The sequence below is a fragment of the Hafnia alvei genome (assembly GCF_034424155.1).
Taxonomy (GTDB): domain Bacteria; phylum Pseudomonadota; class Gammaproteobacteria; order Enterobacterales; family Enterobacteriaceae; genus Hafnia; species Hafnia alvei.
The window spans coordinates 1,795,022-1,820,163 of sequence record NZ_CP139992.1 but is presented as its reverse complement, the minus strand read 5'-3'; the positions used below and the strand labels follow the sequence as shown (position 1 = coordinate 1,820,163).

Below are 25,142 nucleotides of genomic sequence, written 5' to 3'. Positions count from 1 at the left end.
TCGTCCCTTTATGGCTTGGCGGGTAGCAGCGTGGTAACCAGCGTCGTGAGATAGCTGTGAAAGCCCCACCAAACACCGGCCAGAATCACTACCGCAGCAACAACATGAACCCAACGCGAATGCAGCCAGCGATAACGCCGCGAAGCCGCGGCGTTCACCAGCAGCGGTGCGCTTTGATCAACGTCCAACGGCGCTACGCGCTGGCTAAGTTCAGCCACCAGCTGTTGGCGCTCCGGCGTATCGTTTTCGCCATAGACGCCGCGAAATCCCAGCATCAGCACACGGTGAAAACAGGTCAGCACGGCCATGTTTGGCGCGGGCTCACGCAGCACTTCGCGCATGCGTTGATAAAGCAGCTCACCGGCCTGTAAGGTTTGAAAGAAGTGGGCCTGCAACGGCATCGCGTGCCAGGCAGAGTAGCCATCGTCTTGGGGACGCCCTAACACCGTTTCATCCAGCAAAGCACACTGGGCGTAACGAATATGATCGATAGCACTCTGATGCATGCCCGCTTCTTTCAAAGTCTGTTCAGTACGTTCGATATTTTTCGTGCAGTGCTGCCAAAGGGTTTGGCCATGCTCGACCGGAACCCCTTGACGCAGTTGGACCACCAGCAGCCACGTGTCTTGCAGCAGATCGTCGATATCAATCACACTCTTTTTACTCATGCTCTCAGCACCGCATACAGTTCAAGTTGCACATCCGATAAGGTTCCCGGAACGTAAAACGCACACACGCCAGAGGCCAACATCGCCGTCGCCGTTGGATGTTTGAGATCCAAAGCGAAATACTGATTTTCCAGACGTAGCGGAATGGCGGCAGGGACATGGCTGAGTGGAATCAGCGGAACACCGTTGAGGGCAACGTTGATCAAATTATTGACGTCATCCGGCGCGCCCACTTTGCACAACAGTGGGAACTGGGTTTGCAGCAGATGAGCCGGTAACGCAGAGCGAACCGAAAGATAGAAATCCGCCTCTTCGCGCAGGCGAGCGTCGTTTAATGCGGCCTGCCACTGGTTTGGACGAACCTTTTCCAGTTCGAGGGCGATCACGCGTGACGGCAAACTGGCTTCTAACAATGTGCTAATCAGGCTGAACAACGGCGGAAATACCGAGCTTAAACGCGCGTGGTCATAAGCTGGAATGGCATCCATATCGTGCTCTAACGAAAAAGTGAGCAACGCACCGGCCAGCTTCACCAATTCGCGATAAACCAGCTCGGGATGCAACGCGGGATGGGTGAGGAAATCATTCAGCACCGGTTGATAGCTGTTCAGCGCATTCAGCAGCCAAAACAGCGACACATCGGCAACGGCAAAATCGGCCATCCGCTGGTTGCTTTCACGACGCATCCCCATCAGGCGCGTGCGTTTGGCATGCAACTGGGTCAATAAACGATCCAAATAGCTGACCAGCGCGGCGTGCGCACCGAACTGAAGCAACGGCGGAACGAACTGCGGATCGACGCCCCAAACACCCTGCACGTCGCGCACTAAGCGCACGGCGGGACACGTTAGGTAATCACCGTTTTCATCACCGTCTAGACGCAGCGTAAGCGCATAACGCGCCACCGCCATGGACTCGGTATCGTTACCAAAAATGTCCTGCACTGATGCCCAATCCTGACGATAGCGAATGGGACGATCGGCTTTGGCATCCATCGGTAGGCAGTTACCGCCATTGGCATGTTCCAACGGCAGCGCCAGCAACAGCGTGGCGCTTTGTGCATCGGCAGGTAACACCTGCGCTAAATCCAGCGCAGGTGGCAACAGATCTGCCCGCTCACTGTCGAGCAACGTACCGTCCTGAAAGCGGACGCTAATGCGATCCGCTTTCAGTTTGCCCAGCCGTAATGCGTCCTTGTCAAACTCAGCAGCTAAGATCCCCCAAGGGTGAACCAGCGCCAGATGAGCAATACACTCATTGGTGTATGCCTCCCAGCGCGCCTGCTGTTGGAACTGCTGCGGAGACAACAATGTCCCAGCAGCCCATAACGGACGGTCAATTTTCATCTTTGCGCTCGGTTCCGATTAGGCTTTGGCTTTCGGCATCTGCGAAACCAGAGACAGGTTCACATCCATTCCTTCAACTTGGAAATGCGGAACCGCAAACAGCTTCACGCGGAAGAAACCAGGGTTATCTTCGATGTCTTCAACGGTCACTTTGGCATCGCGCAGCGGATGTGACGCCTGTAAGTCATCAGCCGGATCGGTCATTTCTGTGACCAGCCCACGGATCCAGTTATTTAGCTCCAGCTCCAGCAAACGGCGGTCTTTGGTGGTGCCGATATTTTCGCGCTGGATCAGTTTCAGATAATGCGCAATACGCGATAACAAGAAGATGTACGGCAGACGGGCGTTGATGCGGCTGTTCGCCGTGGCGTCGTGGGTTTCATACAGCGCCGGTTTCTGGGTGGAGTTCGCCGAGAAGAAGCACGCGTAGTCGCGGTTTTTGTAGTACGACAGCGGGATGAAGCCCAAGTTAGCGAATTCAAACTCGCGGGTTTCAGGGATCATCACTTCAGACGGGATTTTCACCTGGTTACCGGTGCCCAAATCGTAGAGATGGATCGGCAGATCGGTAACGGCACCACCAGCCTGTGGGCCACGAATTTGCACACACCAACCGTTGTTGATGAAGCTTTTCACCATGTTGGCGGCGAACGCAAACGAGGCGTTGGTCCACAGGTATTTCTCGTGATCTGGCCCCTTCACCTCTTCCACGTAGTTAAAACTACGCACTGGGATGGTGTCTGGACCATATGGCAAGCGGCCTAATACGCGCGGCATGGTTAAACCGATGTAGCGTGCATCGTCGCTCTCACGGAAAGATTTCCACTTCAGGTACTCTGCACGGTCAAAGTAGTTGCCGATATCTTTGATAGCAGCCACTTCTTCCATAGTGTCTTTGCCAAAGAACGCTGGCCCAACAGAACCAATGAACGGCATATGCGCGGCAGCAGCCACTTTGGAGATATTGCGCAGCAAAGCGATATCCTGCGGGCCACGGCCAAACTCATAGTTGGAAATAGTGGCTGCAATAGGCTCACCGCCTGGGGTGTCGTATTCTTGAATGTAGGTATGGGAATACAGGCCGCTTTGGGCAATTTCTGGCGCGTCTTCAAAATCCTGAGCCAGATGATCTTTGCTCACGTCCAGCAGCTCAATGCGGACGTTTTGGCGGAAATCAGTTTGGTCAATCAGTGACTTAACGCCGCGCCACGTGGATTCCACGCGCTGGAAATCAGGATGGTGCATCACGGCATCTAACTGGCTGCTAATCTGAGCATCCAATGCGGCAATGTGGCCATCTAGCAAGGTTTTATCCAGTTTTTCGACTTTTTGCGCCGACTGCTTCAGCAGATCCAAAAACACGCTCACGGCGGCGGTAACACGCTCGTCGGCGGAGGTTTCTGCCAGTCCTTCGTTATTTTGGAAGATTTCAATGCCGGTCAGCGATGAAACTGGGCTGAGATTAATTTTTTCAAACAGCGATGCATAAACGCCCTGCATGATAGGCGCTTCATTTTCAAGCACAGCGGTAGCATTACCCTGCGCATTTTTTTCCTGTACAGACATCAGCATTTCCTTCTCTTATCCAACCCGGTGATTAACAGTCTTGTGGCGCTAATGCCGCCAATTCCGCGCGCAGTTCATCGCTCAAAGCGTCGTCTTTGAGAATATTTTCGAGTTCACGGCGGAACGTTGCGTTGTCGAGCAGGTTTGATTTGAGATCGCGTAGTAGGTTACGCATGGCGAGCAGAGCACGTAGCTGAGGGATCTGGCGAGCTACCTGTTCAGGTTCGAAATCTTTCATATCGTTGAAAGTCAGAGATACCGCAGTATCCGTACCATCACCGGCCAAGGTATCTGGCACTGCCATTTTTATACTTGGCTGGAATTCACCCAATACGCTATTGAAGTTATTTTTATTAATATCGATTTTGCTGCGTTCGGAAAGTGGACGTTGTTCTTTACCGTTGCTGTAGTCGCCCATTACCAGTAATTTCAGCGGCAGTTCAACTTTCTTCTGTGCTCCACCGGTATGTAAATCCAATTTGATATTGACGCGAGCCTTGGGTACTTCATTTTGGAAACTTGATGAAGCCATTTACTGTCCCTTACAACTGAAAATTAAGGATAACTGCCAGTCGTGACAAACATTCCCTGCCTTAAATTAAGTCACCGTGAACAGGTGGATTAATTGCGAATAAACGGCGTAGTCAAAACGTTCATCGATTGGCGATATTTAGCATTTCTAGTACATATTTAATTAATAAGGAAAGGTGAGTAAGCAAAATACTCGTGACTGAGTTTAAGAAGTTTTTACTTCTATTAAGAAACGTTTAACTGTTACAGGATGTAACGAAAAGATCGTTTTGTGACATAGATCATCTAATTGAAATGTAAGATATTTCTTACGATAAAAACCAATACCCCTTGTACCGCAAGGGTTTAAGGCACCTCAGTGCGGGCTTAATCCTAGTCATTTATTAGAATTCAAAAATAAGATATTTCCTCTATGGAATGAGCAAATAAATGACTATCGGACAACACTAGGAACTTTGCTATTAAAATATAAAAACTCAATGAATCGCATCAACTCAATAGCACAAAAGACGTTAATAACCTTGCATTAACCCGATAAAGATAACCAATATGTCCATATAAACCGGATGATTTATCGCCACGAGTTGAATTCAAATAAATAATCATCATCCATTTACGATACGTTTAAAAATAGGAGTTTTCTTGCGTTCATCACAGATAATCCAAGATGTTTTTCTCACGCGATGATTCTCAACTTATGGCTGACGTATATATTAATTACATGAATTTCCGATAAGTCATTTATATAACCTTTCACTATATTCAGGTCCATGCGGTGGTTTTATCATTGGGTTTGGCACATTTAGCTTTAAAGTAAATAAAATGCATCAAGTCGCGGGATAAAATACAGATCAAAAAACAGGCAAAATAAGCGTTGAGGCATAAAAATAGCCCCGCGGTAGGCGAGGCTGATATCTCAGGTGGTTGTAATTTGTACGGGTGCGTTATACGGGGGCGCGGTGGCGACTGTCTAAACGCTCTGACGCAGGGGAGAAGTGGCGTCGTTGGTACGATTTGGCTGTTTTAGCATACCAATTAGAAGATCAATCTCAGTTTTGTTCTTGAGTCCCAGTTTCTTCTTGAGATAAGAGCGTCTGTTTAAAATATTTTTGTAGTCGTTACCCTTGCGCTTCGCCTGCGAGCACGCAGCATCCCAGTCCATCAATAACGCCGCAAATTTATTGGAGATATGCTTTTGCAGGCCAAGATAAATTTGCGAGGACAGCGTATTCACCAAATACCCTTGCGAGGTGCTCTGAATAGTGTCAGAGAGCGCTTGCAGGTCACCGATGCACGCGATGTTGAGTTCAGGGAAATCTAGCGGGTAGCGGCGTGCCATTTGAGTGTTTTTATTGTCAACGATCAGAACGATACGGCTGCGATAGCTCTCTTCGGCCAGACGTTGCAATAAATACTGGATATCAGCGGCGCACGTTAGCACCGTATCAACCACCAGTAGCTTAGGCCGAATGATCAGCACCGCTACGGCAGTTTGTATGGGGTTTTGAAACTTGAAGTTTGGGCTGGTTCGAGGTGTTGCTGAACGGCATCCTGTGATGCTCGCAATAGCCAACTGCATGATGTGCGAGCGACTGAATAAGAATATGTCATCCATGATGTCCCCCAAGCAGGGTGCTTCAGCGAAGCATTCACTCAACACCGCATTTACAAGATAGAATATTCACTCATTCTATCAATGGGTATTTCGATAATCAATTTCGATCAAATCTGATCTATTGATCGTCAACACCAATCACAGCCAATCAAAAACGCTCAATTGATCGTCATAATCTATCTTTACTTTCAATCATAAAAACTCATATCATTGATTTTTAATTAGAAAATCAATAACCTTATAAATTGCATGCATATATCGCTTAACATTAACAACACTAACCGTTAGGGATTTATTTTTTTCATCCAGAAAAAACGAAATTTAATACTATTTAGAAAGTTCTTAGAGATGGACAAAACTATAAACAAAGCCTAAGCCAAGCCGTCTTAAAGTGTGATAGGAAACCAATGACTTGCTTTATTGCCGTGTCATACATTGACTATAGTCACTGTTTAGGCAAAACGGGGAAAATTTCATCATTTGTTTTTTGGCGAGAAAAAGGCCACACAGCACGGCATGGCCTTTGTTACGTAGCAAGCAAGCTTTATTACGTTTCGATGCGTATTACCAATCAATGCCTGCCTGTGCCTGAATGCCGTTATCAAAGGCGTGTTTAACCGGCCGTAGTTCACTCACCGTATCTGCCAACGCGATAATATCTCGGTGACAGGCTCTTCCCGTGATCACCACATTTTGCTGAGCAGGTCGATTTTCGAGCGCGGTTAATACCTCATCGAGCGCCAAATAGCCATAGGTCAGCATATAGGTCAGTTCATCTAAGATAACTAGCCCATAGGAAGGGTCTGCCAGCATACGCTTGCCCTGTTCCCACGCCGTCACCGCAGCCCGCGTATCCGACAGCTTATCTTGAGTATCCCAGGTAAAACCGGTGGCCATAATATGAAATTCAGCCCCAGCGCGTTCGAGGAGATTGCGCTCGCCGCTCTCCCACTCCCCTTTGATGAATTGCACCACGCCGACCTTCATACCGTGACCGATTGCCCGTGCCGCCGTACCAAAAGCCGCAGAGGTTTTACCTTTGCCATTGCCGGTAAATACAATCACGATCCCGCAGCGTTTCGTGGCTGCCGCAACGCGTTGTTCTACGCGCTCTTTGAGCTGCTGTTGGCGCTGTTGATAGCGTTCTTCACTCATGACAATGCTCCTATGGCTATTTTTGACAGCCTGCGCATGCCTTCATCTGAATTTGGTCGAAAAATGAATGGCCTTTATCATCGACTAAAATAAACGCAGGGAAGTTTTTGACATTCATTTTCCATACTGCTTCCATGCCCAGTTCGGGATATTCAAGACACTCGAGGCTTTCAATATATTCCTGCGCCAGTATGGCCGCCGAACCGCCGATACTGCCCAGATAAAAGCCCCCATGCTGTGCGCAAGCGTCAGTTACCTGCTGGCTACGGTTGCCTTTGGCGAGCATCACTAAACTTCCGCCGTGGGATTGAAACAGCTCAACGTAGCTATCCATGCGCCCACCGGTGGTCGGCCCCATCGAGCCTGAAACATATTCGTCTGGTTTTTTGGCGGGTCCCGCATAATACACGGGATGATCTTTCATATATTGTGGCAACGACTCGCCCTGCTCTAGGCGTTCTTTAAGCTTGGCATGGACAATGTCACGCGCCACAATCAACGGCCCGTTGAGCGACACGCGCGTCGAAACCGGATAGCGCGAAAGTTCTTGCAAGATCTCCACCATCGGGCGGTTAAGATCAATATCGACGACCTGCCCTTCTTGATGCTGGCGCATCGCCTGTGGAATGTAGCGTTCAGGATGGCGTTCTAATTTCTCCAGCCAGATCCCCTGCTTGTTGATTTTGGCTTTGATATTGCGATCTGACGAGCACGAAATAGCCATGCCAATCGGACACGATCCACCGTGGCGCGGCAGGCGAATAACCCGCACATCGTGCGCAAAATATTTGCCGCCAAACTGCGCTCCTAAGCCAAACTCACGTGAAGCCTCGAGTAGGCTCTGTTCTAAATGCGTATCGCGAAATGCCTGACCGTACTCATTGCCGCTCACCGGCAGCGCATCGAAATATTTGGTTGAGGCCAACTTAGCGGTTTTTAAGGTTTGTTCCGCCGATAAGCCTCCAACCACGAAGGCAATGTGATACGGCGGGCAGGCTGCCGTGCCTAAACTTTTCATTTTGTCGATCAGAAACGCTTTAAGTTTTTCCGGCTCAAGAATCGCTTTGGTTTCCTGATACAGCGCGGCTTTGTTGGCTGAGCCGCCGCCTTTATTCACGAACAAAAATGAATACTGCGCGCCGGTGGTAGCAAAAATATCAATTTGTCCGGGCAGGTTGGTCGCAGTATTCACTTCGTTGTACATATCTAACGCCGCATTTTGTGAATAGCGCAAATTGTCTTGGCGGAAGGTATTAAAAATGCCGCGTGATAGCGCTTCTACGTCGTCAGTATCGGTCCAAACATACTGGCCCTTCTTGGCCACAATCGTTGATGTGCCCGTGTCTTGGCAGTTGGGCAAGATGCCCTTCGCTGAGATTTCAGAATTGCGCAGGAGCTGTAAAGCCACATATTTGTCGTTTTCACTGGCCTGTGGATCGTGCAAAATGGCTGCTACCTGCTGCTGATGCGCAGGACGCAAGAAAAATGACGCATCATGAAACGCCTGTTGGGAAACCAGCGTTAACGCCTCAGGCTCTATTTTAAGCACTTCCTTGCCAGCAATAGTAAAAGTAGAAACGTATTTATCGGTAAGGAGGTAATACTCGGTTTTATCTTCAGATAGAGGAAATATCTCTTGGTAAAAAAAATCATTTTTATGCATTATTTTTACTCAATAAATTGAAAAAATAGTAGCAAGAGGATCTTGCTAGCCATGAGGCGTAACAAAAAGATAGATTATTTAAAAATTGAAAATATAAAAACAATTCCAATTATTATTTTATTAACTTAAAAATCAATTGTTCAATTTTCAACATATGATGCTTAACTGTGAATACCTGTTCTTTTTAATTCCTCGTCATTCGATTTTTCATGCACCCAATGGCTAAACTTCTGCAAACTACGCAACCCTCGCTTTCCTTCTTTATAGGTTAAAATAAAGTGGTTACCGGTGCTCATAGGTAAATCACACGGGATCACCATATCGCCATTTTCAAGATCTTTATGAATTGCAAAGCGCGGCAGCAGCGCAACGCCCAAATTGGAACGCACGGCGGAAATCAGCATAGAGAGCAGATCAAAGCGTGGCCCCATGCGCACCTGCGGGCTGCTCACGCCGGATAACGCAAACCAATCGTGCCATGAATCTAGCCGTGTAGTCTGATGTAACAACGTGAATTCATCCAGTAACTGGTCCGCGCGCATCACCTCTTTATCGTCGCGCCACAGCATTCGGCTACACACCGGAACTAACTCTTCTTCAAATAAATGTTCATTCTCAGCCCAAGGGCTACAGAAGTCTTCGCGCATAATCACGGCGTCATAGCGCAGATTTAAAAAATCAGCGGGTGTGGTTAGCGCAATTAAATTAAGCACTATCTCAGGATTATTTTCATGAAAGTCACTCAGGTTAGGAATAAGCCAATGTGTGCTAAACGTTGGCGTGACCGCTAATTCCAAAATCTGTTGCGTAGATTGATAGGACATAATACTTTGCGTATCGCGCTCCATCTGCTCTAGCGTATCTCTGACGAGATCGAGATAATAACGACCGGCGTCGTTAAGAAAAATTCGCTTGCGCACGTGATGGAATAAAGACACGTTGAGAAATTCTTCTAATGCGGTTATTTGACGAAATACCGCACTCTGCGTTAACGCTAATTTCTCCGCCGCACGCGTGTAGCTTTCATATTGAGCCACGGCTTCAAACGTCACTAATAGATCGGTCTTAGGAATTTTACAGCGCATGTTGATACACCCATTAATTCATAATTAAAAAATCAGTTACGTAACGGCGACGGCGGTAAACTAAAACCACTGCTCGTTTGCTGCCCCATATCGCAATACATGGCGCAGGCCGCGCTAATCACCGACATCGCCATCGCGGCGCCGCTGCCTTCACCCAAACGCAGATCCAGATATAAATACGGAACAAGGTCGAGATGCGAAAGCGCTACCCCCGCCCCTTTTTCAGCCGAAAAATGAGAGGGAATGCAGTAATCTCGCACCTGTGGCGCCAGACGGTACGCGGCAAGCGCCGACGCATAGGAGAGAAAGCCATCCAGCACGACTGGCACTCCGACGGCTGCGGCACCGAGGATCGCGCCGGTCATACCAACAAGATCAAAACCACCGACTTTGGCCAGCACGTCAACGGCATCATTTGCATTCGGTTGATTAACCTCGATGGCACGCCGCACAACGCTTTCTTTATGTGCCACTCGCGCCAAAGGAAGGTTCGCGCCGATACCGACGACGTCATGAGGATCGGTGTCGGTCAGCACGCTGATCATGGCCGACGCTGGCGTAGTATTCGCAATACCCAACTCGCCAACGCCAAAAATGGAAATCCCCTGCTCCACGCGCTCTTGCACTAGATTGGCGCTGGAAATCAACAGTTGTTGTGCCTGCTGATAGCTCATCGCTGGCCCACGAGCGATGTTTCCACAGCCGCGCGCCAGCTTCAGCGAACGTAGGTCGGCGATAGGGTTTGCATCAATTCCAATATCAACGGGCAGCACGCGCGTATTACTGTTTTTGGCCAGCGCGCATACTCCGGTGAGCCCTTTTTGCATGTTTCGAGCCTGGATCGCCGTGACGTTTTTAGGCGTGACGGCAACCCCTTCATCAAACACGCCGTGATCGGCACACATCACGATAATTTCTTTGTTCAGATTGGCTAAATCCGCAATCCCCGACATGCCAGACAGCTGAATCGCAAGCTGTTCCAAGCGCCCGAGGCTTCCCGGTGGTTTGGCTAACGCATCCACATATCTCGCAGCCTGCGCCATTTTTTCCCGATCTAAGGGGCGGATCCTTTGAATAATAGAGTCTAATGTGTTCATGCTTTTTCTCATTAAGGTGGTGCTATACCCAAAGTAGCGATAAAAGGAAAATCAGCTCGCCCATCTCTTCTGCCGCGCCCAGCGTGTCTCCGGTTTGCCCGCCGAGGTGATGCCGGAAGTAACCCGCCAGCGCGTAAATAGCGACGAATGTGATAGCCAACGCCGCCAGCGCCTGACGACCGCCCAGTATTCCCACCAGCAAACAGCCGATGACTAACGTGGTTGCTGCCTGCAAACGTGATATTTTGCCGATATAGATGTTGCCCATTCCGTCGCCTTGGCGGGCATAGCGCTGCCCATACATCACCAGCACCATCGCGGTTCTCCCCGCCACGCAGGCACAGCTCAAAAAGCCGAATAATACCCACGGGGATAGCTGGGAAAGCGATACCACCGCCAGCGTTTTGGTTATCACACAGAAAATCAGCGCTAAACCACCGTAGGTGCCAAGGCGGCTGTCCCGCATAATTTCCAGCATTCGCTCGCGCTGGCGGGCAGAGAAAATGCCATCGCAGGTATCGGCTAATCCATCCAAATGAAAACCGCCGGTCAGCAACGTCAGCGCAAATACGTAGCCCAACGCGCCAATAAAAATGCCCCCGCCTGACTGGCTAATAGCCAGCGAAACCCCAGCGGCCAGCATCCCCACCATCAGCCCCACGATGGGAAATGCAGGAACGCCGCGCCCGTATTGCTGAAAATCGGCCCCCTCGGCCCAGCGGCTTGGCACCGGCAAGCGGGTAATAAATTGCACCGTGGCCCAGAACATCGTCAGCGTCATTGGATATTGCTCCCGCGAGCCCGCCTCAATGTTGTGGTTCCTGATGCTGGCGCATCAAAGCGTAGATACGATCGATATCCAAATGCACGCGCATGTTGGATGCCAGCGCGTCAAACTGCGTCTCTTTGTGGCGCGTGTAATCGAAGTTTTCACCGTCTAGCGGTGCTAGGCCTTTTTTCTGCCGCAGCTGATTGAGCAATGATCGGGTGAACTGATTTTGATCAAATAGGCCATGCAAATAGCTGCCCGCTACGCTGCCATCATGGTTTAGCGCCCCGTCGAGCCACGTTTCCGCCTGACCATTCTTAACCTGCATATGGGCAAACGGGCGGGCATTTTCACCCAGCGTTGAAACTCCCATATGGATCTCATAACCCGTCAGAGGTTGATCGCAGCACTGAGCCAGCAGGCCGTTGAGGTGTGAGCTTGAAACGCCCGCCACCTGCGCGGTTTTTTTACTCGGTTCAAAACAGGTATCCACATCCAGCAAGCCTAATCCGCACATATGGCTTAGGCCTGATTCCACTTCATCGAAGATCTGATTACCCAGCATTTGATAACCACCGCAGATCCCCATGACTGCGGTACCTGAACCGTGGGCTTTTTTAATCGCGCGATCCAGCCTGCGCGATCTTAACCAGCTCAGATCGCCGAGCGTATTTTTACTGCCCGGCAAAATAATCAGATCCGCGCCCATGATTTCCTGTGGATCGACGGCGTAGCGCAGACGTACATCCGGCTGCACCGAGAGCGGATTAAAATCGGTGAAGTTGGCGATATGCGGAAACTGAATCACCACCACGTCCAGATCGGCTTCTTTGGCGGAGGAGTATTTTCCGACCTGCAGCGCAACGCCGTCTTCATCCTCCAGATCCAGCGATAGCCAAGGCAAAACGCCGAGAACGGGAACCTGAGTCAGCGTTTCAATTTGCTTGAGTCCAGGGCGCAACAGCGCGATATTACCGCGAAATTTATTGATGATGACGCCAATGACACGCGCCCTTTCCTCAGGTTTGAGCAACGCTAAGGTGCCATAGATAGAAGCAAATACCCCGCCGCGGTCGATATCAGCCACCAGCAATACCGGTGCACCAGCGGCCTCGGCCATGCCCATATTCACGATATCTCGATCGCGCAGATTAATTTCTGCCGGGCTGCCTGCACCTTCCAGCACCATGATGTCCGATTCGCTCGCCAGCTGTTGATAGACGGTTTTAATCTGCTGCTGTAGCTGGGGTTTATAATGGTGATATTCCACGGCATCCATATGGCAGGCCACTTTTCCCATCACAATAACCTGCGCTTTGCGATCGCTCGTTGGCTTAAGCAGCACCGGATTCATACGCACATCGGGAGCAACTCCCGCCGCCTGCGCCTGAAAAATCTGTGCTCGCCCCATTTCATCGCCCTGCGCGGTGATCCCTGAGTTCAACGCCATATTCTGTGATTTGAAAGGCTTACAGCGATAACCATCCTGCATAAAAATACGGCAAAATCCGGCGACTAAAACACTTTTTCCTACGTCGGAGGCGGTGCCTTGAACCATCAGCGAAAGGCTCATTTCTCTTTTCCTCCCAGTGCCGCAGTGCCGCGATCATTTCCTGATCGTTTTTGCATGACTTACCTCGTGAGGTTTATGCGTGCTAAATTTATAAATTCTATGTCCGTCGGTTAATATCGACTGACTTTACTATTATTTTACGGAAGAGCATTTGTTGCATTTTCTATACAAATAAAGATGAAAAAATCTATAAATTTAAAAATAAATTACACACGCTCGTAAAAATTACAGCGCTATTTATTGAAAAGCAGTTATTGAGTGACAGAATTTATTTACATTTTCGCAACTAGCAAGCTCGATAATTAAAATACACACTTTCATATCGGTAAACATAGCAATTCGTTTTTTTTGTGACCTGCTTCTTATTAATAAATAAAGTTCATTATTCAACACAAAAAATCAAATTTATAAAACAAAAACATAGCCAAGGACATTGCAGATCTCAAAAGTAAATATGTAAAGCGTTTACTTTGCACATAAAAAGCTAAAAATTAAATAAACCATAAATAAAAAAAACCACAAACTTCAACGACATATAAACAAAACATAAGAACGTCAAATAATATAAAGAGATCATTCCGTAAAATGATTAAATATTGGGAGCGGCGTCAAACATATATTTTTTCGAGTCATTAATAATAGCACCGCATCAGAAACCCCAATGAGAATTTATATAATAAAATTTATTTTACACTTACATAAATAGCGCTCACTTTTTTCAGCCATAATTTTCAGCCATAAAGGTTTGTCTAATGAGGAAAGGAAAAGTTTTACTAGTTGGAGCCGGGCCAGGAGATGCATCACTCATTACGGTTAAAGGTTTAATCGCTATTCGTGAGGCTCAAGTTATTGTCCACGATCGTTTGGTTAATCTTGATCTGATTGCGCAAGCCTCACCGAATTGCCAAATTATTAACGTTGGTAAAAAACCGAATAATCACCCAGTTCCTCAAGAGAACATCAACCAAATCCTCATTGATCATGCCTTAATGGGAAAAAACGTCGTTCGCCTAAAAGGGGGTGACCCCTATGTATTTGGGCGCGGCGGCGAGGAAGCAGAAAGTCTGGCGCTGTGCGGTATTCCTTTCGAGATTATTCCGGGGATTAGTTCCGCTATTGGTGGGCTGGCCTGTGCAGGCATTCCTGTCACCCATCGTGATTACGCCTCCAGTTTTCACGTAGTGACAGGACATATGTGCCAAGGCAACGAACCGCAAAATTGGCAGGTGCTGGCACAGCTGGAAGGCACGCTGATTGTCCTCATGGGTATGACCCGACAAGAGGAAATTTGCCAACTGTTGATCGAGGCCGGTAAATCACCCGATACGCCTGCGGCGGCCGTTATGTATGCCAGCCAGCAAAAACAGCAGATGGCAAAAGGCACCTTAACCACGCTCAAGGATGAAATTCAGCGTAAAAATCTGCATGCGCCTGCGCTTCTGGTTATTGGCCATGTAGTTAATCTCAGCGAAATACTGTCATTTGCTTCCAGCCAGATTGATATCAGCCAAGAAGTGTTGCTGCAGGCGATATAGCCGATGAAAAGCAGCGAAACTAGCAAAAAATCTGTTTAGCCCAGTGGGCAGACGGTTAACAATCAAGGTGTGATTTATGGCTGAAGCATCCTGTCCAGCTTCTTGTGGTGAACTGCTACAAGGATGGATGAATGGAGGGGAAAAGCTCATCTCCTGCCCTATCAACTGGTATAGCACCGTTTACGTCAATGAAGGGGAACCGAGCCCACAAGAGCGTCCACGAATGCGGCAAATGCTTCAGCAGGTGTTGTCCTATTTTGGTGAATCCCCAAGGCTTGCAGAAAGTATGCGCATTGAGTTTGATTCAACTATTCCGGTCGCCAAAGGCTTAGCCAGTAGTACCGCCGATATTGCCGCCACGGCAGTGGCTACCGCGCGATTGCTTAACCGTTCGCTAAGCGCCGAACAGCTGGCCATACTTTGCGTCGCCATCGAACCCACGGACAGCACCATCTTTAAAAACCTTACGCTTTTTGACCATCAGACGGCGCAAACCCAGCAGCATTTTCCGTGGCTGCCTACGCTGGATATTGTGCTGTTAGAAAGTCCGCAGCGCATCATCACCGAAGAGTTTCACCGTAGAGATCGCCAGTCGCTGCTACTTAATCAGGCCCAGAATTTAGAAAATGCCCTAATTCAATTTCACCTTGCAAACCATCGCCGCTGTTATTATCGACTGGGAGAAGCAACTACGCTTAGCGCGATTGCCAGTGAGGCTTTGTTGCCTAAACCCGAATTTAACCAGCTGCGCGATCTGGTCGAACATTGGGGGATTTATGGTTTGAATGTGGCCCACAGCGGAAGCGTCGTTGGCTTACTCTGCGATCGACGTAAACATGATATCGACAAAATAGTCAGCGCCTTGCAGGAGCGAAAAATAACTCACAGCTATCCGAGAATTCATGTTGTTAAAACCGTTGTCGGTGGCGTGCATTAGTGACGAGTTCTAAATAGTTAATTAACGTATCTCATATACTTTTAAGATAAAACACCCTGTTTAGAGGGTATTTAAATTTTCGTTATATTTCGTTCTATATGGCACACAATAATTGCATTTAATCGCCAGCGTGAGTTTTATTTTTATGTTGGCAGCATTGCTTCTTTTTTTTAAAAAATAAAAATAACGAATAAATATGACCAAGGTCACAAATCAATAAACACTAAGTAGATCACAAATTAGAGATTAATTTATTCAACTTGTAGAAAGCTTTTATTTTTACCAAAATAAAACTACGTTCAACAATATGTTTTTTAACGATTTTTAAATTAACAATCATTTGTAAATAATAAAACATCTATTTTTCAAGAACTCCTGACGAGATATCAATTGTGTTTGATTAGTGTAAAAAGCACATTGATATGAACAAATATTCAGCGATGTTTTTTGAATTTTTATCGTCGCGCTATTGCCAACACTTTATATGCAGCATGTCACAAAAATAACTTCTGGCCAGTTTTAACCATGATTTTGATCATGAAATTAACTTTCCAGTCATCAAGCTAAATATGGACCGTTATCTAAATAGAGGGCTTATTAACATGCAAAATCCAACAATTGTTATTGGCGTCATCGGTGCTGATTGCCATGCTGTTGGTAACAAAGTATTAGATCGCGTATTCACCATGCACGATTTTAACGTTATTAATCTCGGCGTGATGGTTAGCCAGGATGAGTATATTGACGCGGCTATTGAAACCGGCGCACAGGCTATCGTCGTTTCCTCTATTTATGGGCACGGTGAAGTGGACTGTATTGGCATGCGGGAAAACTGCATCGAGCGCGGTATCGGCGATATCTTGCTCTACGTGGGCGGTAATCTGGTTATCGGTAAACATGACTTTTGTGACATCGAGACCAAATTTAAAGGCATGGGGTTTAATCGCGTCTTTGCACCGGATACGGATCTGGAGCTGGTTTGCTCGCTGATGAGAAAAGACATTGAACCCGTTATGCAAAACGAACGCGTGGCAGAGGGCGTGCAATGATCAACGTCTCTATCGATATCGGCTCCACATGGACAAAAGGAGCAGTGTTCGAGGTGGGAGATAATGACCATATTGAAGTCAAAAACTGCGCATTATCCCCAACGACACCGCACCATCTGGCTGAAGGATTTTTTACCGTTCTGAATAGAATCCTCAACGTTGACGATGCACGTCCTCTTTTGGCATCGGGAAAAATCAAGCTTGATTACTCCTCGTCGGCAAAAGGCGGGCTGGCCGTTGCCGCCATCGGTCTGGTGCCCAGCATCACGTTAGAATCGGCGAAGGTCACGGCGCATTCTGCCGGAGCAAAGGTTTCGCAGCATTTTGCTTATAACCTGAACAAAGCAGATCTGCGTGCTTTAGAAGCTACACCACCCGATATTTTGCTGTTTACCGGAGGCACCGACGGCGGTGACTGTGCACATGGTTTAGCCAACGCCAAGCTGTTGGCCAAATCTAATCTCGACTGCGCCATTATTTATGCGGGTAATCGCGACCTGCAAGATGAGGTTCAGGATCTGCTCGGCGATAAAGATTTAACCATCGTCGATAACGTTTTGCCGAGTCTGGATAACCCAAGTCCATTGGGTGCGCGCAGCGCTATTTGCGATATTTTCCTGCATAAAATCGTTAAGGGAAAAGGCTTAGACGTCATTGTGGAGCAGACTGGCGAAGAGCCGCTGCCTACCCCCTACTCCGTTTTCGAACTCGTGGAGCAGATCCGTCGCCATGTCGTGGGATGGGAAACCTTCATGCTGATCGATATGGGCGGCGCCACGACTGATATTTATTCAGCCAACCAGAACAGTCTGGCACCGGACACCGTGATGCATGGGCTGCCTGAACCTATCGTTAAACGCACGGTAGAGGGCGATCTGGGGATGCGAGTATCGGCCATCACGGCGGGTGAAACCGGAGCGCCGCTGATTACGCATTATTTTTCTCATCAAGAAAGCAAAATTGCGGCCTTTCATCACTACCTAAAGCATCTGGTGGCGCATCCCGGCTATCTGCCGCGCACCGATGAAGAGCGCGTCTTTGATCAACTGCTGGCGGGGATCTGTGTGGGTTACGCCGCTGAACGCCACGCAGGCAAAAAAGTACAGGTTTGTACCTGCGCCGGAAATGTCGACCTCCAAGTGGGCCGAGATCTCAATCCGATTAAAAAAGTGATCGGCACCGGCGGCTGGCTCTCACGCGCTCATGATTTCGATATTCACCACTGGTTGAAATATCGCGATCTGGACGATGACGGCAAACAAGTGCTGCTGCCAAGTCAGTTTGAATATTACCGAGATACACAGGGTTTACTTCCGCTACTCGCCAATGTCGCTCGTCGCTTTCCTAAAGCTGCCGCCCAGACTAGCGTTCAAATTTTGAACAAGTAAAAATTGGAGTCATGATGGAACTTCGAAACAAAAAAATTACGTTAGACGATTTTATGACCGAGCGTGCCAGTGTTTTACAAACTTGGCATACCGGCAAGGATGTTGAAAAATTTGAGGACTGCGTCAAATATCAGCAAACGATCCCTGAATCAAAAAACTTCGCCAAGGCACTGTTTGAAGCCGACAACCAAGGAATCACGCTCAGCCAGCCACGTGCGGGGGTGGCGTTAATTGAAGAGCATATTGCGCTGCTTAAAACGCTGCAAAAAGATTGCGATCTGCTGCCAACCACCATTGATGCCTATACCCGTCTGAATCGTTATGAAGAAGCCGCCATCGGCATTCAGAAATCCATTGAAGCAGGAACCTCGAAGCTTAACGGCCTGCCGGTCGTCAACCACGGCGTAAAAGCCTGCCGTGGCATTACAGAGTCGCTAGACAAGCCACTTCAGATCCGTCACGGCACGCCCGACGCTCGTCTGTTAGCCGAGATCGCGATGGCCAGCGGGTTTACCAGCTACGAAGGTGGCGGTATCTCCTACAACATTCCCTATGCGAAACGCGTGACGCTCGAAAAATCCATCCGTGATTGGCAATACTGCGACCGTTTGATCGGCGTGTATGAAGAGCACGGCATTCGAATCAACCGCGAACCGTTCGGCCCATTAACCGGCACGCTGATCCCGCCGTTTGTTTCCCATGCGGTGGCCATCATTGAAGGGCTGCTCGCGCTGGAGCAAGGCGTTCGCTCTATTACGGTCGGGTACGGTCAGGTCGGCAACATCGTGCAAGACATTGCCGCCATTAAGTCGCTGCGCGATCTGTCTCATGAATATTTCCGTGCCAATGGCTATGAGAACTATGAACTGAGCACCGTTTTCCATCAGTGGATGGGCGGTTTCCCTGAAGATGAGTCCCGCGCATTCGCCGTTATCTCTTGGGGTGCAGCGGTTGCCGGAATGGCTGGCGCAACCAAGGTGATTACTAAGAGCCCGCATGAGGCCTATGGCATTCCAACCGCGGAGGCCAACGGTCAAGGGCTGCGCGCCTCTAATCAGATGCTGAATATGGTTCGCGATCAGAAATTCCCACCGTGCCTAGAAGTCGATCGCGAAGTGGAGCTTATCAAGCGTGAAGTGCGTGCCGTAATGAACAAAGTGCTGGAATTGGGTAACGGCGACATCGCAATCGGCACGGTACGCGCTTTTGAAGCCGGTGTGCTGGATGTACCGTTTGCGCCAGCGACCTGTAACTCAGGAAAAATGCTGCCGATCCGCGACAACAACGGCGCGATCCGCGTATTCGATCCAGGCTCTGTGCCGCTGCCTAAAGATGTCCTGACGCTGCACCACGATTTTGTTGCCGAACGCGCCAAGGAAGAAGGCCGTGAGCCCTCTTTCCAAATGATCATTGATGATATTAACGCTGTATCCCATAGCAAATTAATAGGAAGACCATAATGAAAATCAAACACGCACTCTTCACCGCTGGCAATTCATCCTTCTATTTTGACGATCAGCAAGCGATTAAAAATGGCGCTCAGTTAGATGGGTTTATCTATAAAGGGAAGCCGGTCACACCAGGGTTTACCTCGATCCGTCAGGCCGGTGAATGCGTTTCTATCCAATTAATTTTAGAAAACGGCGCAGTGGCCGTGGGTGACTGTGCGGCGGTTCAATACTCTGGCGCAGGCGGTCGCGATCCGCTGTTTGTGGCGGCAAATTTTGTTCCTTTCTTGGAAAAACACATTAAGCCGTTGCTTGAAGGCCGCAGCGTGGATGAGTTTTTGCTTAACGCCCGTTTCTTCGACGAAGTGACCATTGAAGGCAAACAGCTGCATACGGCGATCCGCTATGGTCTGTCACAGGCGTTGCTGGACGCAACCGCGTTAGCTACCGGCCGTTTAAAAGCCGAAGTGGTCTGTGACGAATGGCACCTGCCAGTTATCGCTGAATCTATTCCTCTGTTTGGTCAAAGCGGCGACGATCGCTATATCGCCGTCGACAAAATGATAGTGAAAGGCGTTGACGTGCTGCCGCACGGCTTGATTAACAACGTCGATGAAAAGCTGGGCCGCAACGGTGAGAAACTGCGTGAGTATGTGAGTTGGCTGGCAAAACGCATTGCCGATCTGCGCGTCGATCCTAACTATAAACCGAATCTGCATATTGACGTTTACGGCACCATCGGTCTGATTTTCGATAAAGATCCGATCCGCTGCGCGGAGTATATCGCCAGCCTGCAAGAGCAAGCGGGCGATCTGGAGCTGTACATTGAAGGTCCGGTTGACGCGGGCAATAAACCCGATCAGATCCGTCTGTTAACCGAGATCACCCACCACCTCAAAAAACTGGGTTCGAAGGTCAAAATCGTCGCTGACGAATGGTGCAATACCTATCAAGACATCATCGATTTTACCGATGCAGGCAGCTGCCATATGGTTCAGATTAAAACTCCGGATCTGGGCAGTATCCATAACATCGTTGACGCCGTTCTTTACTGTAATAAAAAAGGTATGGAAGCGTATCAGGGCGGTACCTGTAACGAAACCGACGTTAGCGCCCGCACCTGCGTGCACGTTGCCATCGCTTCACGCCCAATGCGTATGCTGATCAAGCCGGGTATGGGCTTTGATGAAGGGATGAATATCGTATTTAACGAGATGTCTCGTACTCTCGCTCAGTTGAATGCAAAGGCGAACTAACATGTCTAAAACGTTTAAGATCTTGTCGCCAACCGCCATTCTGGGATACGGGTTCCCAGAAGAAAGCTTTATGTTGGCGATGGAGGAATCTCCCGATTTGATCGCCGTTGACGCGGGTTCTTCCGATCCGGGTCCACATTATCTCGGCGCAGGCAAAGCCTTCACCGACCGCGCAGGGGTCAAGCGTGATTTGCGTTATATGATCACCGCCGGTGTTCAGCACAATATTCCGGTGGTGATTGGCACCGCTGGGGGTTCCGGTGCTGAACCTCATCTGGAGTGGTGTCGCCAAATCATTCTTGAGATTGCCAAAGAAGAAGCGCTTGAGTTTACCATGGCGGTGATCCCTGCCGACGTGGATAAAGCGGTCGTTCACGCCGCGCTGGATGCGGGAAAAATTACCGCGCTGGATTTTGTTCCTGAACTGACCCACGAAGCCATCGATGCAACCACCTATATTGTGGCGCAAATGGGTATCGAGCCGTTCCAAGAAGCGCTGGCGGCAGGTGCTCAGGTGGTGTTAGGTGGCCGAGCCTACGATCCCGCCTGCTTTGCAGCGCTGCCTATCATGCAGGGATTCGACGAAGGTTTGGCACTGCACTGCGGCAAAATACTGGAGTGTGCGGCGATTGCGGCCACGCCGGGATCAGGCTCGGATTGCGCGATGGGCATTCTGGACGAAAGCGGTTTCACCCTGAAAGCGTTCAATAAAAAGCGTCAGTTTACTGAGACGTCTGCGGCAGCGCATACGCTCTATGAGAAATCTGACCCTTATTTCTTGCCGGGGCCTGGTGGGGTATTGAACCTGAAGGCCTGTCAGTTTAAGGATGCCGGAAATGGCCAAGTCCGCGTAACCGGTTCGGTGCACGAAGAAACGCCTTACACCGTGAAACTGGAAGGCGCTCGCCCAGTGGGCTATCGCACGCTCAGTATTGCGGGAACCCGCGATCCGATCATGATTGCCAACATTGACGATATCTTGGTGGAAGTGCGTCAGAGCGTAGAGAAGAACCTCAGTATCGCGCCTGATGCCGTGAAGCTGAATTTCCAGCTTTATGGCAAAAATGGCGTTATGGGTAAGATGGAGCCCGAGCCAAATACCACCTCTTATGAATTGGGGATTTTACTCGACGTCGTCGCGCCGACTCAGGCGATGGCCGATAGTATTTGTTCTCTTGCCCGCTCTACCCTGTTGCATTATGGCTATACCGGCCGGATTGCGACAGCGGGTAATTTAGCATTCCCATTCTCTCCGTCGGATATTAAAGGCGGCGTAGTGTATGAATTTTCCATTTATCATTTAATGGAATATACCCCTGAGATTAAATTTAAGTTCCGTTTAGAAAACGTGACGCCTGAAGGAGCGATCGCATGAAAAAATCAATCCTAGACTTGGCTCATGTGGTCAGGTCTAAAAATGCGGGTCCTTATGAATTAGTGCTGGATATTTTATTTAAGGATAAAAAAATATATTCCCGCATCAAAGAATCAGGGCAATTTAAAAAAGAGCTGATTGCTCAGATTTATAAAATAGATCCAAAATCAGTTCACCGCATTGTGTGGTTCGACCCTGCGAACGCCGTTAAGGTGGTGATGCCTCGCGGCATAGTGTCTGGCTCCGTTGGCGATACCGATGTGTATGGTGCTCAGCAGCACGCACCGCTGTTAAAACTCGAATTCGCTGTTTAGCTTTTAAATATCAAAATGAAACACACGGTGCGAAGCGCTCCGTCGTTCGCTGCGCTTTGCACCGTTCTAACCTGAAACTACTGTTTTTCTTTACGGCATTTTTAGCACCATAACTTTACGACACAACTTTGCACCATGACTTGGCAATAAAGAGGAAATATTTAATACACAAATATGCCGTGGGTAAAAATTTCATTCAATGAAGCACAACATCAGCTCCGTTATTAAATAACGTTAGAGAAATGATACTACCCTACTTATAAATGGAATCATTATGAAATCGAAAAACCTAACCACAATGATCATATTGGGTCTGATAATAGGTGTTATTGCTGGTTTTTTAATAAACGAATTCTGTAGCCAAGAATTCGCCAAGTCTTACGCCTCCGAGATCTCTATTTTCACTGATATTTTCCTGCGTTTAATCAAAATGATTATTGCACCGTTAATCATTTCAACGCTGGTGGTCGGGATCGCGAAAATGGGCGATGCCAAAACCTTAGGACGTGTTTTTTCTAAGACCCTGTTTTTGTTTATCTGCGCTGCATTCATTTCCATTTTACTGGGTCTGGTCGTGGTGAATCTGTTGAGACCTGGCGATGGTATCAACTTTGTCGCAGCGGGCGCGGGTGCCGTTGATGGCATTGAGCCAGTACCGTTCTCGGCGAAAGTGTTCATTGCTCACGCAATCCCAACCAGTATCGTTGACGCCATGGCGCGCAATGAAATTCTGCAGATCGTGGTGTTCTCTATCTTTATGGGGATCAGCCTTTCCGCCATTGGCGATAAAGCGAAGCCGATCGTCTCCGTGTTGGATTCGTTAGCTCATCTGATGCTGAAACTTACTGGCTACGTGATGCTTTTCGCACCTCTAACCGTATTCGCCGCCATTTCCGCGATGATCTCTGAGCGTGGTCTTGGCGTGTTGGTGAGCGCTGGGATCTTCATGGGCGAGTTTTACTTCACGCTGGCAGGCCTGTGGGTGATTCTGATTGGTTGTTCAGTGTTGCTGATTGGTCGCTGTACCCTGCGACTGATTAAAGGTATTTCTGAACCAGCCCTACTCGCATTCACGACATCAAGTTCAGAAGCGGCCTTCCCAGGTACGTTAGAAGCGCTAGAAAAATTTGGCGTCAGCAACAAAATTGCCAGCTTCGTCTTGCCTATTGGGTATTCATTTAACCTAGTTGGCTCGATGGCCTACTGCTCGTTTGCCGTTATCTTTATTGCCCAAGCCTGCAATATTCATCTTGGGATGGGTGAACAAATTACCATGCTGCTGATTTTAATGCTGACATCCAAAGGCATGGCGGGTGTTCCAAGAGCCTCGTTGGTGGTTATTGCCGCCACGCTAAGCCAGTTTAATATTCCTGAAGCAGGCTTGATTCTGCTGATGGGCGTCGATCCTTTCCTTGATATGGGTCGCTCAGCCACTAACGTGATGAGTAACGCCGTTGGTGCTGCGCTGGTTGGCCGTTGGGAAGGTGAGCATTACGGTGAAGGCTGCCGAGGAACAGCGAGGTGCCTAGATAGCATGGTGGATGATAACGAACCTTCAGAGCAATTCATCATTGAAGCAGAAGCCAAATAATATTTCGTTTGTCATCATTTTTTATCCCTCGGGAGGCATGCCGCTGTGCATGTTTCCCTTTTCCTGCCTTACCGCCTCACGCTAGGAAACCGTTATGAAAACGAAAGTTATCTCCGCTTTTTTTATCATCGTGTGTTTGATGGGAAATACCTATGCAAAAACTGCCCCGAACACGGACTATTCAACCCTAGTGCAGGATGCCTACACGCAATTTAAAAATGATAAACGTGGCGATGTGGCGGATTACATTCCCGCCTTAGCGAAATATAGCCCTGATAATTACGCTATCGTTATCGCCACCGTTGATGGGCAGATATTTTCCGCAGGCAATAAAGACGCACTTTTTCCACTCGAATCTCTCACCAAAGTATTTACTCTGGCGCTGGTGATGGAGCAACAAGGGCAAAAACAGACGCTGAATAAGCTGGGTGCGAATGCCACTGGGCTTCCCTTTAATTCAGGCTTAGCCGTTGAGCTGCGCCCAGAGCGTCCTCAGAATCCGCTGGTGAATGCGGGTGCTATCAGCTCGGTGAGTTTGCTTAACGCCAAGAACCCTGATGCTAAATGGCAACAGATTATCGGTAATCTGAATGCCTTTGCTGATAACCAACTGCACGTTAACCAAGAGGTTTATCAGTCTGAATCAGAAACCAATCAGCATAATCAGGCGCTCGCCTTGCTGATGCAGTCGTACGGTCGGCTGTATAGCAATCCGCGCGAAGCCGTGGATCTTTATACCCGCCAGTGCTCGGTGGACGCCTCCACCCTCGACTTAGCGAAGATGGGCGCGACGCTTGCCAATCATGGTCAATCACCTTATAGCGGTAAACGTCTGATCGCTGAAGAGAACGTGCCAAAGATTCTGGCTGAAATGGCAATTGCGGGGCTATACGACGGTTCAGGCCAATGGCTGTATAACGTGGGGATCCCTGCTAAAAGTGGCGTAGGCGGCGGAATTTTTGCCGTTGTGCCGGGGAAATATGCGGTTGCGGTCTATTCACCGCCGCTGGATAAAGAAGGAAACAGCGTGCGTGCGCAGGAAGCCATTGAGTACATCGCCCATGCCACACAGGCGAATGTGTTTCGCTAAGGGGCTTTCCCTCGTGAGATAGCGCATTTGGGGTTGGCAAAACACCAAAGCAAAAAGGGCCGCCATTCGCATGGCAGCCCTGCACGTTATG

Annotated in this window: 21 protein-coding genes; 10 read left to right on the top strand and 11 right to left on the bottom strand. The window is 48.8% G+C overall.

From position 1 onward, the window contains the following. Window positions 1-8 precede the first annotated feature (8 nt). The 11 genes from tssL to U0008_RS08440 form a co-directional block, all read right to left on the bottom strand. Window positions 9-668, bottom strand: coding sequence for a type VI secretion system protein TssL, short form (tssL, locus tag U0008_RS08490; RefSeq protein ID WP_040045958.1), 660 nt, complete (start codon window positions 666-668; stop codon window positions 9-11). Further along, entirely contained in the window at window positions 665-2,014 is a 1,350-nt protein-coding gene (gene tssK, locus U0008_RS08485) for a type VI secretion system baseplate subunit TssK (protein WP_043492648.1), read from the bottom strand. Before tssK ends, tssL begins: the two co-directional genes overlap by 4 nt. Window positions 2,015-2,032: 18 nt before the next feature. Further along, window positions 2,033-3,586 (bottom strand): type VI secretion system contractile sheath large subunit, encoded by a 1,554-nt coding sequence (gene tssC, locus U0008_RS08480; protein WP_038502127.1) that lies wholly within the window; start codon window positions 3,584-3,586, stop codon window positions 2,033-2,035. A gap of 25 nt (window positions 3,587-3,611) precedes the next feature. After that, window positions 3,612-4,112 (bottom strand): type VI secretion system contractile sheath small subunit, encoded by a 501-nt coding sequence (gene tssB, locus U0008_RS08475; RefSeq protein WP_025802730.1) that lies wholly within the window; start codon window positions 4,110-4,112, stop codon window positions 3,612-3,614. Between the two features lie 969 nt (window positions 4,113-5,081). Next, on the bottom strand, window positions 5,082-5,726 hold the full coding sequence (locus U0008_RS08470; RefSeq protein WP_043492645.1) for a hypothetical protein: 645 nt from the start codon (window positions 5,724-5,726) through the stop codon (window positions 5,082-5,084). A 564-nt stretch (window positions 5,727-6,290) separates the two neighbouring features. Beyond that, window positions 6,291-6,881, bottom strand: coding sequence for a cob(I)yrinic acid a,c-diamide adenosyltransferase (cobO, locus tag U0008_RS08465; protein ID WP_043492641.1), 591 nt, complete (start codon window positions 6,879-6,881; stop codon window positions 6,291-6,293). Between the two features lie 16 nt (window positions 6,882-6,897). Further along, a complete protein-coding gene (locus U0008_RS08460; protein WP_043492639.1) occupies window positions 6,898-8,544 on the bottom strand; it encodes a fumarate hydratase in 1,647 nt (548 codons plus the stop codon). Between the two features lie 161 nt (window positions 8,545-8,705). Beyond that, a complete protein-coding gene (locus tag U0008_RS08455) occupies window positions 8,706-9,629 on the bottom strand; it encodes a LysR family transcriptional regulator (protein ID WP_025802722.1) in 924 nt (307 codons plus the stop codon). 32 nt (window positions 9,630-9,661) lie between these two features. Beyond that, window positions 9,662-10,726 carry a nicotinate-nucleotide--dimethylbenzimidazole phosphoribosyltransferase gene (gene cobT / locus U0008_RS08450; RefSeq protein WP_043492635.1) on the bottom strand — a complete coding sequence of 355 codons (1,065 nt, stop codon included), beginning with the start codon at window positions 10,724-10,726 and terminating at the stop codon, window positions 9,662-9,664. Window positions 10,727-10,748: 22 nt separating this feature from the next. Continuing rightward, complete coding sequence (gene cobS, locus U0008_RS08445; protein WP_121626043.1) at window positions 10,749-11,507, bottom strand: adenosylcobinamide-GDP ribazoletransferase; 759 nt, start codon at window positions 11,505-11,507, stop codon at window positions 10,749-10,751. Window positions 11,508-11,532: 25 nt separating this feature from the next. After that, complete coding sequence (locus U0008_RS08440) at window positions 11,533-13,068, bottom strand: cobyric acid synthase (protein WP_043492620.1); 1,536 nt, start codon at window positions 13,066-13,068, stop codon at window positions 11,533-11,535. A gap of 752 nt (window positions 13,069-13,820) precedes the next feature. Here U0008_RS08440 and cobA point away from each other — a divergent pair. The 10 genes from cobA (at window position 13,821) to glsA (ending at window position 25,051) form a co-directional block, all read left to right on the top strand. After that, window positions 13,821-14,603, top strand: coding sequence for a uroporphyrinogen-III C-methyltransferase (gene cobA, locus U0008_RS08435; RefSeq protein WP_043492618.1), 783 nt, complete (start codon window positions 13,821-13,823; stop codon window positions 14,601-14,603). A gap of 76 nt (window positions 14,604-14,679) precedes the next feature. Continuing rightward, window positions 14,680-15,540 carry a GHMP family kinase ATP-binding protein gene (locus U0008_RS08430; protein ID WP_043492615.1) on the top strand — a complete coding sequence of 287 codons (861 nt, stop codon included), beginning with the start codon at window positions 14,680-14,682 and terminating at the stop codon, window positions 15,538-15,540. Between the two features lie 602 nt (window positions 15,541-16,142). Continuing rightward, window positions 16,143-16,589, top strand: a complete 447-nt coding sequence (gene glmS, locus U0008_RS08425; RefSeq protein WP_025802711.1) for a methylaspartate mutase subunit S — start codon at window positions 16,143-16,145, stop codon at window positions 16,587-16,589. Further along, window positions 16,586-17,977, top strand: coding sequence for a methylaspartate mutase accessory protein GlmL (gene glmL / locus U0008_RS08420; RefSeq protein ID WP_043492610.1), 1,392 nt, complete (start codon window positions 16,586-16,588; stop codon window positions 17,975-17,977). Before glmS ends, glmL begins: the two co-directional genes overlap by 4 nt. A 14-nt stretch (window positions 17,978-17,991) precedes the next feature. Further along, a complete protein-coding gene (locus U0008_RS08415) occupies window positions 17,992-19,437 on the top strand; it encodes a methylaspartate mutase subunit E (RefSeq protein WP_025802707.1) in 1,446 nt (481 codons plus the stop codon). Further along, window positions 19,437-20,681, top strand: coding sequence for a methylaspartate ammonia-lyase (locus U0008_RS08410; protein WP_025802703.1), 1,245 nt, complete (start codon window positions 19,437-19,439; stop codon window positions 20,679-20,681). Before U0008_RS08415 ends, U0008_RS08410 begins: the two co-directional genes overlap by 1 nt. A 1-nt stretch (window position 20,682) precedes the next feature. Continuing rightward, complete coding sequence (locus U0008_RS08405) at window positions 20,683-22,056, top strand: acyclic terpene utilization AtuA family protein (protein ID WP_025802701.1); 1,374 nt, start codon at window positions 20,683-20,685, stop codon at window positions 22,054-22,056. Further along, complete coding sequence (locus U0008_RS08400) at window positions 22,053-22,370, top strand: DUF4387 domain-containing protein (protein WP_043492607.1); 318 nt, start codon at window positions 22,053-22,055, stop codon at window positions 22,368-22,370. Before U0008_RS08405 ends, U0008_RS08400 begins: the two co-directional genes overlap by 4 nt. Window positions 22,371-22,644: 274 nt before the next feature. Further along, on the top strand, window positions 22,645-23,961 hold the full coding sequence (locus U0008_RS08395; protein WP_040045941.1) for a dicarboxylate/amino acid:cation symporter: 1,317 nt from the start codon (window positions 22,645-22,647) through the stop codon (window positions 23,959-23,961). Window positions 23,962-24,055: 94 nt separating this feature from the next. Further along, window positions 24,056-25,051 (top strand): glutaminase A, encoded by a 996-nt coding sequence (gene glsA / locus U0008_RS08390; RefSeq protein ID WP_043492603.1) that lies wholly within the window; start codon window positions 24,056-24,058, stop codon window positions 25,049-25,051. Window positions 25,052-25,142 lie beyond the last annotated feature (91 nt).